Origin of the sequence: Marinobacterium sp. xm-g-48 (genome assembly GCF_013282925.1) — a bacterium.
Lineage (GTDB): Bacteria > Pseudomonadota > Gammaproteobacteria > Pseudomonadales > Balneatricaceae > Marinobacterium_E.
The window spans coordinates 161,094-176,895 of record NZ_WBYQ01000005.1; the positions used below are offsets into that span (position 1 = coordinate 161,094).

Here is a 15,802-nt window from a genome sequence, read left to right on the forward strand (position 1 = left end):
AAGTGCTGCAGCCCCCTCCCGTGAGGAGCTATAGATAATGAAAGATTTACTTAATCTGTTGAAGACTCAAAGTCAGAGCGACGAGTTCGATTCGATCCGTATCTCTCTGGCTTCACCAGACATGATTCGTTCATGGTCTTATGGTGAGGTTAAAAAACCTGAGACGATTAACTACCGTACATTCAAACCAGAGCGTGACGGTCTGTTCTGTGCCAAGATTTTCGGTCCTGTAAAGGATTACGAATGTCTATGTGGTAAGTACAAGCGCATGAAGCACCGTGGTGTTATCTGTGAGAAGTGTGGCGTTGAAGTGACAATGACTAAAGTGCGTCGTGAGCGCATGGGTCACATCGAGCTAGCCTCTCCAGTTGCACACATCTGGTTCCTTAAGTCACTACCGTCTCGTATCGGCTTGATGCTAGATATGACCCTTCGTGACATCGAGCGCGTTCTCTACTTCGAATCATTTGTTGTGATCGATGAAGGCATGACGACGCTTCAGCGCGGTCAGCTAATGAACGACGAGCAGTACTTTGAAGCACTGGAAGAGTTCGGTGATGACTTTGACGCTCGTATGGGTGCTGAAGCGATCGGCGAACTTCTAAAGTCGATCGATCTAGAAGCTGAGATCTCAGTTCTTCGTGAAGAGATTCCTGCGACTAACTCAGAAACTAAGCTTAAGAAGATGTCTAAGCGTCTTAAGCTACTTGAAGCGTTCTACAAGTCTGGTAACAACCCAGAGTGGATGATCCTAAAAGTTCTTCCAGTTCTACCACCAGATCTACGTCCACTAGTACCACTGGACGGTGGTCGTTTCGCAACCTCTGATCTTAACGATCTATACCGTCGTGTGATCAACCGTAACAACCGTTTGAAGCGTCTTCTAGACCTTAACGCTCCAGATATCATCGTACGTAACGAAAAACGTATGTTGCAGGAATCTGTCGATGCGTTGCTTGATAACGGTCGTCGTGGTCGTGCCATCACTGGCTCTAACAAGCGTCCTCTGAAGTCGCTTGCTGACATGATCAAAGGTAAGCAGGGTCGTTTCCGTCAGAACCTTCTAGGTAAGCGTGTTGACTACTCTGGTCGTTCTGTAATCGTGGTTGGCCCATCACTGCGTCTTCACCAGTGTGGTCTTCCTAAGAAGATGGCTCTTGAGTTATTCAAGCCATTTATCTTCTCTAAGCTAGAGCTTCGTGGTTACGCAACTACGATTAAAGCCGCTAAGAAGATGGTTGAGCGTGAAGAGCCGCTTGTATGGGATATCCTTGATGAGGTTATCCGTGAGCATCCAGTTCTTCTAAACCGTGCACCGACACTTCACCGTCTTGGTATCCAGGCATTTGAGCCTGTTTTGATCGAAGGTAAAGCGATCCAGCTACACCCACTTGTGTGTGCTGCGTATAACGCCGACTTCGACGGTGACCAGATGGCGGTACACGTACCGTTGACGATCGAAGCGCAGCTTGAAGCTCGTGCTTTGATGATGTCTACCAACAACATTCTTTCGCCATCAAATGGTGAGCCGATCATCGTTCCTTCACAGGACGTGGTATTGGGTCTGTACTACATGACTCGTGAGCGCATCAATGCGCAGGGCGAAGGCATGGCATTCTCTGATATCAAAGAGGTTCAGCGTGCGTATGGTGCTAAACAGGTTCACCTACAGGCTCGCGTGAAGGTTCGTATCAACGAAACGATCCGCGACATCGAAGGTAACGAAGAGTCTCGCACTGCAATCGTTGATACGACAGTGGGTCGTGCAATGCTGTTTGATATCGTTCCAACGGGTCTTCCGTTCGAACTGATCAACCAGGCGATGAAGAAGAAAGCGATCTCGCGTCTTCTTAACGAGGCGTACCGTCGTTGTGGTCTGAAGGATACGGTTATCTTTGCTGACCAGCTAATGTACATGGGCTTCCGTCAAGCAGCGCTTTCAGGTGCATCGATCGGTGTTAACGATTTCGTTATCCCAGATGAGAAAGTGAACATTGTTGCTGAAGCCGACACTGAAGTGAAAGAGATCGAGCGTCAGTTCGCAGACGGTCTTGTTACTCAGGGTGAGAAATACAACAAGGTTGTCGATATCTGGTCTCGTGCAAACGAATTGCTTGCTAAGAAGATGATGGACAACCTGAAGTCTGACACAGTGATCAACGCTGAAGGCGAGCAGGAAGAGCAAGAGTCTTTCAACTCTGTCTACATGATGGCCGACTCAGGCGCACGTGGTAGTGCGGCTCAGATTCGTCAGCTAGCAGGTATGCGTGGTCTGATGGCTAAGCCAGATGGCTCGATCATCGAGACACCGATCACGGCTAACTTCCGTGAAGGACTAAACGTACTTCAGTACTTCATCTCGACTCACGGTGCTCGTAAGGGTCTAGCCGATACGGCACTTAAGACTGCGAACTCGGGTTACCTAACTCGTCGTCTAGTAGACGTTGCTCAGGATGTGGTTATCACAGAGCAAGATTGTGGCACTGAAGAGGGTCTAGTGATCCAGGCGCTAATCGAAGGCGGCGACGTAGTTGTTGGTCTAGGTGAGCGTGTTCTTGGTCGTGTTATTGCACAAGACGTTCTTGATCCACAGGGTAAAGATGTATTGATCCCTGCGGGTACATTGATGGATGAAGCTTGGGTAGCACGTCTAGATAATGACGATACTTACAGCTCGATCGATGAAGTGATCGTTCGTTCTGCTATTACCTGTGAATCACACCACGGTATCTGTTCAAGCTGTTACGGTCGTGACCTAGGTCGCGGTCACAAGGTTAACATCGGTGAAGCTGTCGGCGTTATCGCTGCACAGTCAATCGGTGAGCCGGGTACACAGCTTACCATGCGTACCTTCCACATCGGTGGTGCGGCATCACGAGCAGCTGCTGTCGATAACATCCAGGTTAAGAACGGCGGTGAAATTCGTCTACACAACCTTAAAACCGTTGAGCGTGCAGATGGCAACCTAGTCGCTTCTTCACGATCTGGTGAGATCGGTGTAACCGATGAGCACGGTCGTGAGCGCGAGCGTTACAAAGTACCTTACGGTGCAGTGATCAAAGCGAAAGATGGCGACACTGTCGAAGCAGGCGCAATCATTGCTAACTGGGATCCGCACACTCACCCAATCGTAACCGAGGTTGCGGGTCGCATTCAGTTTGCTGGTCTTGAAGACGGCATCACTGTTAAGCGCCAAGCGGATGAGCTAACAGGTCTAACTACGATCGAAGTATTGGATATCAAAGACCGCCCACAGGCAGGTAAAGATATCCGTCCAATGATCAAGCTTGTTGATGCCAAGGGTGAAGACGTTCTTCACGCTGGTACAGCAATGCCTGCACAGTACATGCTGCCACCTAATGCGATCTTGAACCTTCAAGATGGTGCAGATGTGGGTGTTGGTGACGTCCTAGCACGTCTACCACAAGAGGGTACTGTCAACAAAGATATCACCGGTGGTCTTCCACGCGTAGCGGATCTATTCGAAGCGCGTAAACCAAAAGAAGCGGCTGTGCTTGCTGAGATTTCAGGTACTGTCAGCTTTGGTAAAGAGACCAAAGGTAAGCGTCGTATTGTGATCACTCCAACTGATGGTGCGGATCCAATCGAAGTGATGATTCAGAAGTGGCGCTCGCTTAACGTCTTCGAAGGTGAGACAGTTGAGAAGGGTGAGGTGATCTCAGATGGTCCATCAAGTGCACACGATATCCTGCACGTATTGGGCGTAGAAGAGCTAGCTAAATACATCGTTTCTGAGATCCAAGACGTTTACCGTCTACAGGGTGTAGGCATCAACGACAAGCACATCGAAGTGATTGTGCGTCAGATGCTTCGCAAGGTAGAGATCCTAGATAGCGGTGATTCTGAATTCATTCAGGGTGAACAGGCTGAATTCGTAGATGTGACAATCGCAAACGAAAAATTGGTTGCTGAAGGTAAGCAGCCAGCTAAGTTTGAACGTGTGCTTCTAGGTATTACTAAAGCCTCTCTGGCAACAGAGTCGTTCATCTCTGCAGCGTCGTTCCAGGAGACAACTCGTGTCCTAACGGAAGGTGCAGTAACCGGCAAGAAAGATTACTTGCGCGGTCTGAAAGAGAACGTGGTTGTGGGTCGTCTGATCCCAGCCGGTACTGGTCTTGCATACCACAGCGAACGCAAACGCAAACGTATGCAGGATACAGAATCTAGCGTCACTGTAAGTGCTGAAGAAGTACAAGCAGCTTTGACTGAAGCATTGAACGCTTCAGTGGAAGATTCTGAATAATTTCAGAAGACGTTGACGAGAAGGGGTGGAATTGATTAAAATTTCGCCCCCTGAATGACTAGGGCTTCGGTCCTAGTCTTTTTGTTGTTTAACTAAACGTGGAGTTTGCTTAATGGCAACTATCAACCAGCTGGTGCGCAAACCACGTAAACGCGTTGTAGAGAAGTCTGATGTTCGTGCATTAGAAGCTTGTCCTCAACGTCGTGGCGTATGTACCCGCGTTTACACTACTACACCTAAGAAACCGAACTCAGCACTACGTAAAGTTTGTCGTGTTCGTCTTACTAACGGTTTCGAAGTTTCTTCATACATCGGTGGTGAAGGTCACAACCTACAGGAGCACAGTGTTGTTCTTATCCGTGGTGGCCGTGTTAAAGACCTACCTGGTGTACGTTACCACACTGTACGTGGTGCGCTTGACTGTGCGGGCGTTAACGACCGTAAACAGGGCCGCTCTAAGTACGGTGCTAAGCGTCCTAAGTCTTAAGTTCGTCTACTTTCTATGAGAGTCGGCGAAGCTGTTAAGCAGGACCTAGTCCGCGCTGGTAGCTAGACCGAGACGATAAGAGTAAGGGCAGGCTTAATTGCCTGAGTAACCTGAAGACCTTTTAAACGATTTATTGAGGGCTTATCCATGCCAAGAAGACGCGTCGCTGCAAAGCGCGAAATTCTACCGGATCCTAAATTCGGAAACATCACACTGGCTAAATTCATCAACCACTTGATGATTAGCGGTAAAAAATCTGTAGCAGAGAGCATCGTTTACGGCGCTCTAGCGAAAGTTGAAGAGCGTACTAAAGCAGATCCTTTGGAACTGTTTGATAAAGCGTTGGAAACTGTTCAGCCTATGGTCGAAGTTAAGTCTCGCCGCGTTGGTGGTGCAACTTACCAAGTACCTGTTGAAGTTCGTCCATCACGTCGTATGGCGCTTGCAATGCGTTGGCTGGTTGACGCATCGCGTAAGCGTGGCGAAAAAGACATGTCTCTTCGTCTAGCGGGCGAGCTACTAGACGCGGCTGAAGGCCGTGGCGCTGCGGTTAAGAAACGTGAAGACGTTCACCGCATGGCTGACGCTAACAAAGCGTTCGCACACTTCCGCTTCTAAGCGTTTTTATCTGGCGAAATGGTGTTATCATTTCGCCAGCTTTAAATTCGCTTTTTTAAAGCCTTCGTTTATGACGAGGGCTTTTTACGTTTCAGGAGTTTGATCAATGGCTCGTACTACCCCAATTAATCGTTACCGTAACATTGGTATCTGTGCTCACGTAGATGCTGGTAAAACGACAACAACCGAACGCGTTCTGTTCTACACAGGCATGTCACACAAGATCGGTGAAGTGCACGATGGCGCTGCAACCATGGACTGGATGGAGCAAGAGCAGGAGCGTGGTATCACCATTACCTCGGCTGCGACAACCTGTTTCTGGAAAGGGATGAATCAGCAGTTCGATGAGCACCGCGTTAACATCATTGATACTCCTGGGCACGTTGACTTTACCATTGAGGTAGAGCGTTCACTGCGTGTACTGGATGGTGCCGTTGTTGTGCTCTGTGCCTCTTCGGGTGTTCAGCCGCAGACTGAAACGGTATGGCGTCAAGCAAACAAGTACGAAGTACCTCGTATGGTGTTTGTGAACAAGATGGACCGTGCCGGTGCAGATTTCTACATGGTGGTTGATCAGCTTAAACAGCGCCTGGGTGCTGTACCAGTACCTATTAATATTCCGATTGGTGCTGAAGATGAATTCAAAGGCGTCGTTGACCTGATCAGCATGAAAGCGATCATGTGGAACGAAGCCGATCAAGGTATGACCTATGATCTGGAAGAGATTCCAGCTGATCTACAGGACCGTGCCGAAGAGCTTCGTGAAGAGCTGCTAGAAGCGGCGGCCGAAGCCAATGAAGAGTTGATGGATAAGTACCTTGAAGAGGGTGAGCTATCTATTGATGAGATTAAAGCGGGTCTGCGTCAGCGTACTCTGAATAACGAGATTGTTTTGATGCTAGCCGGTTCTGCGTTCAAGAACAAAGGCGTTCAAGCAGTACTCGATGCGGTTATTGAGTACCTACCATCGCCGACTGAGGTCAAAGCGATCGAAGGTACATTGGATGATGCTGCTGAGACCGTTGAAACGCGTGAAGCGGATGACAACGCGCCGTTCGCATCACTGGCATTCAAGATCGCTACCGATCCCTTTGTGGGAACCTTGACGTTCGTTCGTGTCTACTCAGGTGTGTTGGTATCTGGTGACAGCGTTTATAACTCGGTTAAGCAGAAGAAAGAGCGCATCGGTCGTATGGTGCAGATGCACGCTAACAGCCGTGAAGAGATTAAAGAGGTTCGTGCAGGCGACATCGCTGCGATGATCGGTCTTAAAGATGTGACCACAGGTGATACGCTGTGTGATGCTGACAAGAAGATCGTTCTAGAGCGTATGGAGTTCCCTGAGCCAGTGATCTCGGTTGCGGTTGAGCCTAAATCACAAGCGGATCAAGAGAAGATGGGCTTGGCACTGGGCAAATTGGCGCAGGAGGATCCATCCTTCCGTGTTGAGACCGATCAAGAGACAGGCCAGACCATTATTTCGGGTATGGGAGAGCTTCACCTAGACATCATCGTTGACCGTATGAAACGTGAGTTCAAGGTTGAAGCGAACATCGGTAAGCCTCAGGTGGCTTACCGTGAGAAGATCCGCAGCAGTGTTGTTGCAAACCACAAGTTTGCCCGCCAGTCAGGTGGTCGTGGTCAGTATGGTCACGTTGTCGTTGAGTTCTCGCCAAGTGATGACGAAGGGTTGGAGTTCATCAATGAGATCGTCGGTGGTGCGATTCCAAAAGAGTACATTCCTGCGATCGAGAAAGGTATCTCTGAGCAGATGAAGAACGGTGTTCTTGCGGGCTACCCATTGATCGGTCTGAAAGCGCGTCTTTACGACGGCTCTTTCCACGATGTCGACTCTAATGAGATGGCCTTCAAGATCGCCGCATCACAAGCACTTAAAAAGTACGCTATGGAAGCTGATCCTTGTCTTCTAGAGCCGATGATGAAAGTGGAAGTCGTGACACCTGAAGAGTACATGGGTGACGTGATGGGTGACCTTAACCGCCGTCGTGGTCTGGTTCAGGGTATGGAAGATACGACATCAGGCAAGGTGATTCGTGCTGCAGTGCCACTGGGTGAGATGTTCGGTTATGCGACCGATCTTCGTTCAGCATCCCAGGGTCGTGCGACCTACTCAATGGAGTTTGAAAACTACGCAGAAGCGCCGAAAAACATCCTTGATGGCATGTTGAACCGCTACTAATTGATATCAGTGATTAAAAAGCAGAGCCGGTTTACCGCCTCTGCTTTTTTATGCCTGTGAAGCTTTGGCCTTCAATCCTTTGGAGGCAAACAGAAGCGTCAAACTAAGGGCTAAGTAGAGTAGTAGATCAGAGGTGTTGGCTTTCCAGCTGAAAATAGCGATTGCCAGTAGAAGTGCAGCACTCAAAAACGAAGCTCGTTGGGATCTGATTTTGCTAAGAAAGGCAGCTGCTCCTAATGCACCTATTAGAACAATAGCCAACACCATAGCGTAACCTGCTCCGGCATCCATTCTACGGCAGAGCTCAAACAGGGCAATCAGTGCCAGTAGGTAACGCCCCCAGGTTTGCATGGTGAAGCTGCGCTGCACCGCACGTGCCAGCAGTGCGCTAGCCATCATAGGGGCCCCTGCATAGAGGGCCAAATTGTTCAGTATCCGAAGCAGTGTCGAACTGTCCATGGAGTCACTGGTCAGGGTGAAGCTGCCAATGAGTGCAATGATCATGCTCAGCAGTGAGAGTCGAGTGACTTTGATCTCACTGCTGCTATCGAGGTCATCTTGCGTCCCTCTGAAGAGGTAGAGCGTGCTAGCGATGGCTGCTAGCAACAGGAGTATTTGCCCCAACAGAGTCATCGTAGATTACCCCAGTTTCGCAAAGGCGCGGTCAGCCGCTGCAATGGTTGCGTCTAGGTCAGCCTCTGTATGAGCGGCGGAAAGGAAGCCCGCTTCATACGCTGAAGGTGCCAGATAGACTCCTTCGTCGAGCATGTGGTGGAAGAACTTTCCGAACGCTTCAACATCACAGGCGGTTGCATCACTAAACCCAGTGATGTTCTCACGATCGGTGAAGAACAGACCAAACATACCACCTACTGCGGTCGTGGTCACAGAGATGCCGTTTTTAGCCGCTACTGCCTTCAACCCTTCGGTGAGGTATTCTGTCTTCGCGCTTAACTCTTCGTACAAGCCTTCACGCTCCATCGCGGTTAGCATAGCAAGGCCGGCACGCATGGCTAGAGGGTTGCCTGATAGGGTGCCCGCTTGGTAAACAGGGCCCAGTGGCGCGATCTGATGCATGATCTCCAGTTTGCCACCAAAGGCGCCAACGGGCATGCCGCCGCCAATGATCTTGCCTAGAGTGGTAAGATCAGGTGTGACACCATAAAGCTCTTGTGCACCGCCGCGCGCTACGCGGAAGCCACTCATCACCTCGTCAAAGATCAAAACGGTTTCGTATTCATCACAGATGGCACGCAAGCCTTCCAAGAATCCTTCTACTGGAGGGATACAGTTCATGTTGCCAGCGACTGGCTCAACGATGATGCACGCAATCTCTTTACCCACTTCAGCGAAGGCCTGTTTGACACTCTCTAGGTTGTTAAACTGCAGTGTGATGGTGTGCTCCGCCAGTGCAGCAGGCACTCCAGGTGAGTTTGGTTCGCCCAGTGTCAGTGCTCCTGAGCCCGCTTTGACCAGCAGTGAATCGGAATGACCGTGGTAGCAGCCTTCAAATTTAACGATCTTATCGCGACCGGTGTAACCTCGCGCTAATCGGATGGCACTCATGGTCGCTTCAGTACCCGAGCTGGTCATGCGAACCATCTCCATTGAGGGTACAAGCTCACAAATTTTGTCTGCCATCTCTGTTTCGATTGCTGTTGGTGCACCGAAAGAGATGCCGTGGTTTAGGGCATCACGCACCGCATCGATCACAGGAGGGTAGTTGTGGCCAAACAGCATAGGGCCCCAAGAGCCGATGTAGTCGATGTACTGTTTGTCATCTTCGTCGAAGATGTAAGCGCCTTCGGCACGTTTAACAAAGACCGGTGTGCCACCGACACCTTTGAACGCACGAACGGGTGAGTTAACACCGCCTGGGATGTGTTTCTGGGCGGCTTCAAATAACTGTTCTGACTTAGACATCAACTTAACCTCGGTAAACATTTTTGACCATTATCCACAGCCAGCAAGGGAGTGTCAGTAGTACGCCTGAACAAATCCCTTGGATCGTGAATCTGGAGTTGGAAATCACTGTGGCGTATTATACAGCACCTGAATTCTTAAGACTCAGTCAGTATGGCTAACATGGAGCGTGGAACTATCGTGATTAAAGTAGGTATTGTGGGTGGCACGGGTTATACCGGCGTTGAACTGCTTAGACTGTTGGCCAACCATTCAGAAGTCTCTGTCGAGGTGATTACCTCCCGCTCTGAAGAGGGTATGCCAGTTGCTGATATGTTCCCCAATCTTCGTGGTCATTACGATCTAGAGTTTACCGTGCCAGATGTTGACCGCTTGGCCGCCTGTGATGTTGTCTTCTTTGCAACGCCGCACGGTGTTGCCATGTCGATGGCGCCGGCGTTAGTTGACCGTGGTGTGCGCGTGATCGATCTGGGTGCTGACTTCCGAATCAAGGATGTACCGCTTTGGGAGAAGTGGTACAAGCTGGACCACAGCTGCCCAGACCTGGTTGAGAAAGCGGTCTACGGTTTACCTGAGTTGAATCGGGAGCAGATTAAAGATGCGCAGTTAATTGCTTGTGCTGGCTGTTACCCCACCGCGACTCAGCTGGGCTTTTTGCCGCTGCTAGAAGCGGGTTTGGTTGATACACGCCGTTTGATTGCCGACTGTAAGTCGGGTGTATCCGGTGCCGGTCGTGGCGCCAGTGTTGGTACATTGCTGTGTGAGTCGAGCGAGAGTTTTAAAGCCTATGGTGTGCCTGGCCACCGCCACCTCCCTGAAATTCGCCAAGGACTCACTTGGGCGGCGGGTAAGCCGGTCGGTTTAACCTTTGTACCTCATTTGACGCCGATGATTCGTGGTATTCACGCGACGCTCTACTCTACGTTGAAAGACCCTGTTGATTCGGGTCTGCAAGAGCTCTTTGAAGCACGTTATGCCAACGAGCCTTTTGTCGATGTGTTGCCTGCAGGTTCTCACCCTGAGACTCGCAGTGTAAAAGGGTCTAACTTCTGTCGTATCAGCGTTCACCGTCCACAAGATGATGATACGGTCGTGGTTCTCTCAGTCATCGATAACTTAGTGAAAGGTGCTTCTGGTCAGGCAATTCAGATCATGAACATTATGTTTGGCCTAAAAGAGAATGCAGGCCTCACTAACGTAGCGTTGATGCCATAATTCTTGACTGTTTTACTTGGTTTTGTGAGAATTCACCCATTCCAATGAATTTTGAGGTGTGTATTCATGTCCGCTGATGCCGATATGATCTTTACTGACTCTGCTGCAAATAAGGTACGTACTCTGATTGAAGAGGAGCAGAACGATAACCTAAAGTTGCGCGTCTTCATTACTGGTGGTGGCTGTGCAGGTTTTTCGTACGGCTTCACTTTCGATGAGTCTGTGGCTGAAGATGATACTGTGGTTGAGAATGCGGGAGTGACCATGGTGGTTGATCCGATGAGCTTTCAATATCTTGTGGGTGCAGAGGTGGATTACAAAGAGGGTCTACAGGGTTCCCAGTTCGTGATCAACAATCCTAATGCAACAACGACTTGTGGTTGTGGTTCATCTTTCTCAATTTAAATGAATGCTATAGGCCAGCGGCTCCTAGCAAGAGTTGCTGGCTTTTTTATTAGGGGGCTATCATGAGTTACAAAGTGTATATGTCGGGTGAAATTCATACCGATTGGCGTGATGTGATTCGCCAAGGTACTGAAGCATTGGGTCTGGATATTACCTATTTGGCTCCGGTCACTGATCACCCTGCCAGTGATGCTGCCGGCGACCACTTGGGAGAGCAGTCAGATAATTTCTGGCGTGATCACCAGTCATCCAAAGTGAACCTAATTAGAACCAAAGGGATGATCGAACAAGCTGATCTGGTTGTGATTCGTTTTGGTGACAAGTATAAGCAGTGGAATGCTGCATTCGATGCAGGCTACTGTGCTGCTTTGGGTAAGCCTTACATTACTCTGCATGCAGAAGATTTGATTCACCCACTTAAAGAGGTTGATGCTCAATCTCTAGCCTGGGCCAAGACGAATGAGCAGGTAGTGGAGACGTTGCGCTACGTCCTTCAGCCTTAAGCGGGAAAGAGCGCGCCAAGGCGACGCTCACCGAAGGCGCCTGTCACAGCTGGGATATTCCCAGCTTTTTTGTTTTTGAAAGCCCAAGCTAGCCAAGCAAAGGCAGCGGCTTCCATGGCATCGGCTGACCAGCCTAATAGGTCGCTGGATATAATGGTGAAGTCAGGTAGGTGTGCTGTTAGGCGTTCAATCAAATGATCGTTTCGCGCGCCTCCGCCACATAGAATCAGTTGACAGTGGGTCAGCTTGGCCTGTTTTAGAGCGTCAGCAATGGTCACTGCGGTTAATTCAGTCAATGTCGCTTGAACATCTTCAGGCGGTAGCTGATCAAAGTCTGCAAGGTTATGATTGAGCCAGTCTAGATTGAAGGTCTCCCGACCGGTGCTTTTTGGGGCGGCTCTTTGGAAATAGGGCTCGTCTAACAGAGCGTCAAGCAAGGGTTGGTTTATATCACCGCTCGCCGCCCATGCACCCTCTGCATCAAAGTGAACCCCCTTATGTTGGTAGATCCACTGATCGATCAGTGTGTTAGCAGGTCCGGTATCAAAACCTTGAATATCTCCGTTTGATGTAAACAGAGAGAGGTTTGCAATGCCGCCAAGGTTCAAAAGGGCAAAGGGTCGGCGCATCTTCTCGGTTAGGAAATGATGGAAGGCAGGTACCAAAGGCGCTCCTTCACCACCTGCTGCAAGGTCGCGTCGTCTGAAGTCGGCAATGACATCGATTCCGGTCATCTCGGCCAGAATATGAGGGTTACCTGCCTGCAGAGTGCAGCCTTCGTCTGGTCTATGTCGTAGGGTTTGACCGTGGTAGCCAATAGCGTTGACCTCTTTAGGATCAATGCGGTGGTCATGCAGGAAGATCAGAATGGCTTCCGCAGCAAAAGTGGCCAGGTCCCTATCTAGGATCATCAGCTGATCAATCGATTGGGGCTGGCCAGTCATAAAGGGAAGAATGCGCTGCTTAAGTTCGTCAGAGAATTCGAAACAGCGAGAGTGCAGTAGTTGATACTCAGGTTCGAAGTAGCAAAGAGCGATGTCGAGCCCATCTAAGCTGGTGCCGGACATGAGGCCCAGAAACATTTTACTCTGCTGCACGACTCTCACTGGCAATCAGTTGCTCAATGGCCTTCTGCTGAAGTGAAGCAATCATATCGTTAGCCACTTTATTGAAGTTGGCACGCTCTTTCTTAGCAATCGGTTGTGCGGCAGGAAGTTTCACCGTCTGTGGGTTCTTATGGACCCCCGCAACTCGGAACTCATAGTGCAGGTGGGGGCCGGTTGCAGTGCCGCTCATACCTACGTAGCCAATGGTCTGGCCTTGCTTAACGCGTGAACCCTTTTTAACCTTGCTGTTGTATTTGCTCATGTGGCCATAGAGCGTCGTGATGTTGCCACCGTGTTGGATAATGACCGTACGACCGTATCCGCCTTTTGTACCGCGCCAAATAACTTTGCCATCCCCGGCTGCCTTGATGGGTGTGCCTGTTTTAGCAGCGTAATCAGTTCCTCGGTGAGGACGTTTTACGCCAAGCACTGGATGGTAGCGCTCGCGTGTGAAGCCTGAGCTGATTCGGCGGAAGTCGACAGGGGAGCGTAGGAAAGCTTTACGCATACTGCGGCCTTCCGGAGTGAAGTAGTTTACGTCACCGTTGGAGTCTTCATAGCGAACGGCGGCGAAAGTATCACCGTTATTGGTGAACTCCGCGGCAAGAATGTCGCCATCGCCAATTCTTTTTCCATCTAAATACTTCTCTTCAAACAGCACTCTAAACTGGTCGCCTTTGCGAATATCCAGAGCAAAATCGATGTCCCAGCCAAATACCTCGGCCAGTTTCATGGTGATGTTCTCAGATAGACCGGCGCTTTTGGCTGCAAGGTAGAGCGAGCTGGAGATCTCTCCAGTGACGAACCGCTGGCGCATCTCGGGTTCAAGTACTAGGGTCTCTTGCTGATAACCCGTATCCGTCAGCGAAAACTCAACTGACTCTAACAGGCTCTTTTCAATGCGCAGTGTGATGAGTTGGTTATCTTCAATGTGAAGACTGAGCGTCTGGCCAGGACGGAGCGCATTGAAGTGCTTGGTTTTTTTATCAGCCTGGGCAATCTTATGAACATCTTTAGCACCTAGGCCGGCACGCTTGAAGATTTTGCTTAGGTTGTCACCGCTTTTGACTTTAAAGCGTTGCCACTCAATAGCGGGTGGCTGTTCTGCCACTTCAGTGGTGGCTGAGGTTTGCTCATTGTGTTCTATAAGGGTTGAAGAGGTGGTTTCAGCCACCGGTAGTTGTGCTTCTGGAAGGGCTTTGGGTGAGATAAGTTCGATCTGAGATCGAGTGGCTTCTACCTCCGATGAAGGAAGTATCGAGAGCATCAAGGCGATAAACGACAGAGACCCAACAACGGCAAGGTGCATCTTAGGAAATCGCTTCGCTTTTCTGAAAATATTTTTAGCCAAACCTACAGCCAGATATTAGTTGAAACAGAGTGTTTGTCCCTTAGACAGTTAATTGTATAAAAGTTCCATCTAGATTCCGATAGATAAAGCGATTTAGCGATGATTTTAATCAAATGGATCCCTTATCAAATTTGTCTAACAGATGATCAATCGGTAGAATCTCGCCTCTCAAATTAAGACCGCAAACATCGGATTGAAACAAACCATGGCAAATATCAATTTAATCGCTGAACTTCAGTCGCGTGGACTTGTCGCGCAAATGAGTAGTGAAGATGAGTTAATGGAACACCTAGAGAAGGGTTCTGTAACGCTCTATTGTGGTTTCGATCCGACGGCAGATAGTCTGCACATTGGTAGCCTAGTGCCGCTGTTAACATTGCGTCGTTTTCAAGAGTATGGCCATAAGCCTTTGGCTCTTGTGGGTGGAGCAACCGGTTTGATCGGTGATCCGAGCTTTAAAGCACAGGAGCGAAAGTTAAACGATGATTCAACGGTTGCTGGTTGGGTGGATAAACTCAAAGCACAAGTGAGTCAGTTCATCAGCTTTGATAACGGCGATAACAGTGCCGAGGTTGTAAATAACCTCGACTGGACTCGAGGCATGGATGTACTGACCTTCCTGCGCGATGTGGGCAAGCACTTCTCTGTAAACTCGATGATTGCAAAAGAGTCTGTAAAACAGCGTATTGATCGTGAGGGATCTGGTATCTCTTTTACAGAGTTTACCTACATGATTCTTCAGTCTTTTGACTTCCAGCAGCTTAATAAGTCGCACGGTTGTACTTTACAGATCGGTGGTTCTGATCAGTGGGGCAACATTACTGGTGGTATCGAACTATCACGCCGTATGAATGGCAACCAGGTGTTCGGTATTACGCTGCCACTGGTAACCAAGTCAGATGGAACAAAATTTGGTAAAACCGAGTCAGGTACTATCTGGTTAGATGCGACTAAAACATCGCCCTACGCCTTCTACCAATTCTGGATGTCGACGGCTGATGCAGATGTTTACAAGTTCCTTCGTTACTTCACTTTCTTAGATGTTGAGAGAATTGCTGACATTGAAGAGGAAGATAAAGCAGCGACTGGTCGTCCTCAAGCGCAAGCGATTCTCGCGGAAGAGGTGACACGCTTGGTGCATGGTAATGATGCAGTAGAAGCGGCTAAGCGAATTACAGAGTCACTCTTCTCAGGTGATATTAGTCAGTTAAGTGAAGCTGACTTTGAGCAGCTTAAGCAAGATGGTCTTCCGGCGACACAGGTTCCAACGGATCTTTCGGATACACCGTTGACGACACTGTTGGTTGATGCGGGTATGGCGAATTCCGGTAAGCAGATCAAAGATGCACTGCAGCGTGACGCTGTCATCGTAAATGATCGTGCCTGTGGTATGGCCGATAATATGTCAGGCAACGAAATTTTCAGCTCTGAAGCAGGCCTATTTGGTAAATATTTCCTAGTCAAACTGGGTAAAAAGAAACACCACCTGTTTTATTTGTAAAAAAGTTAGTTTTTTTACAAAAAAGGGGTTGAATAAAAATCGGGTGTCGGTAATATACGCACCTCGCTTGAGACGAGTACTCAAGCAGCCGCCAAGAGATCGGTGGCACGCTCTTTAACAATTAATCAGGTAATGCGTGTGGGCGCTTGTTGAGGTTGAGCACAAAAGCTTAACAAGACAAGCAACCTATATGTGAATTCATTTAGCGTAATGTTTTTCTTGAGCAAGA

General features: G+C 49.2%; 12 protein-coding genes. 8 read left to right on the forward strand and 4 right to left on the reverse strand.

Annotation, left to right across the window (positions count from 1 at the left end):
* Positions 1-37: 37 nt before the first annotated feature.
* The 4 genes from rpoC (at position 38) to fusA (ending at position 7,569) form a co-directional block, all read left to right on the forward strand.
* Positions 38-4,264, forward strand: coding sequence for a DNA-directed RNA polymerase subunit beta' (rpoC, locus tag XMG48_RS09365; RefSeq protein ID WP_173481796.1), 4,227 nt, complete (start codon positions 38-40; stop codon positions 4,262-4,264).
* 112 nt (positions 4,265-4,376) lie between these two features.
* Complete coding sequence (gene rpsL / locus XMG48_RS09370) at positions 4,377-4,751, forward strand: 30S ribosomal protein S12 (RefSeq protein ID WP_173481797.1); 375 nt, start codon at positions 4,377-4,379, stop codon at positions 4,749-4,751.
* 147 nt (positions 4,752-4,898) lie between these two features.
* Positions 4,899-5,369, forward strand: coding sequence for a 30S ribosomal protein S7 (gene rpsG / locus XMG48_RS09375; RefSeq protein ID WP_173481798.1), 471 nt, complete (start codon positions 4,899-4,901; stop codon positions 5,367-5,369).
* 106 nt (positions 5,370-5,475) lie between these two features.
* A complete protein-coding gene (gene fusA / locus XMG48_RS09380) occupies positions 5,476-7,569 on the forward strand; it encodes an elongation factor G (protein WP_173481799.1) in 2,094 nt (697 codons plus the stop codon).
* A gap of 48 nt (positions 7,570-7,617) precedes the next feature.
* Here fusA and XMG48_RS09385 read toward each other — a convergent pair whose 3' ends face one another.
* Positions 7,618-8,202 (reverse strand): hypothetical protein, encoded by a 585-nt coding sequence (locus XMG48_RS09385; RefSeq protein ID WP_173481800.1) that lies wholly within the window; start codon positions 8,200-8,202, stop codon positions 7,618-7,620.
* Between the two features lie 6 nt (positions 8,203-8,208).
* Entirely contained in the window at positions 8,209-9,492 is a 1,284-nt protein-coding gene (hemL, locus tag XMG48_RS09390) for a glutamate-1-semialdehyde 2,1-aminomutase (protein ID WP_173481801.1), read from the reverse strand.
* Positions 9,493-9,672: 180 nt separating this feature from the next.
* Here hemL and argC point away from each other — a divergent pair, with 180 nt between their 5' ends.
* From argC to XMG48_RS09405, 3 genes are all read left to right on the forward strand, one after another.
* Positions 9,673-10,707 carry an N-acetyl-gamma-glutamyl-phosphate reductase gene (gene argC / locus XMG48_RS09395; protein WP_173481818.1) on the forward strand — a complete coding sequence of 345 codons (1,035 nt, stop codon included), beginning with the start codon at positions 9,673-9,675 and terminating at the stop codon, positions 10,705-10,707.
* Between the two features lie 66 nt (positions 10,708-10,773).
* Entirely contained in the window at positions 10,774-11,112 is a 339-nt protein-coding gene (erpA, locus tag XMG48_RS09400; protein WP_173481802.1) for an iron-sulfur cluster insertion protein ErpA, read from the forward strand.
* A gap of 62 nt (positions 11,113-11,174) precedes the next feature.
* A complete protein-coding gene (locus XMG48_RS09405) occupies positions 11,175-11,615 on the forward strand; it encodes a YtoQ family protein (protein WP_173481803.1) in 441 nt (146 codons plus the stop codon).
* Here the strand turns inward: XMG48_RS09405 and XMG48_RS09410 are convergent.
* Both XMG48_RS09410 and XMG48_RS09415 read right to left on the reverse strand, forming a co-directional pair.
* Entirely contained in the window at positions 11,612-12,697 is a 1,086-nt protein-coding gene (locus XMG48_RS09410) for an anhydro-N-acetylmuramic acid kinase (RefSeq protein ID WP_173481804.1), read from the reverse strand. The two genes, XMG48_RS09405 and XMG48_RS09410, sit on opposite strands and share 4 nt — an antisense overlap.
* Position 12,698: 1 nt before the next feature.
* Positions 12,699-14,072 (reverse strand): OapA family protein, encoded by a 1,374-nt coding sequence (locus tag XMG48_RS09415; RefSeq protein ID WP_254442858.1) that lies wholly within the window; start codon positions 14,070-14,072, stop codon positions 12,699-12,701.
* Between the two features lie 205 nt (positions 14,073-14,277).
* On the opposite strand from XMG48_RS09415, the gene tyrS reads away from it, so the two are divergent.
* Complete coding sequence (gene tyrS / locus XMG48_RS09420; protein ID WP_173481805.1) at positions 14,278-15,573, forward strand: tyrosine--tRNA ligase; 1,296 nt, start codon at positions 14,278-14,280, stop codon at positions 15,571-15,573.
* Positions 15,574-15,802: the final 229 nt, after the last annotated feature.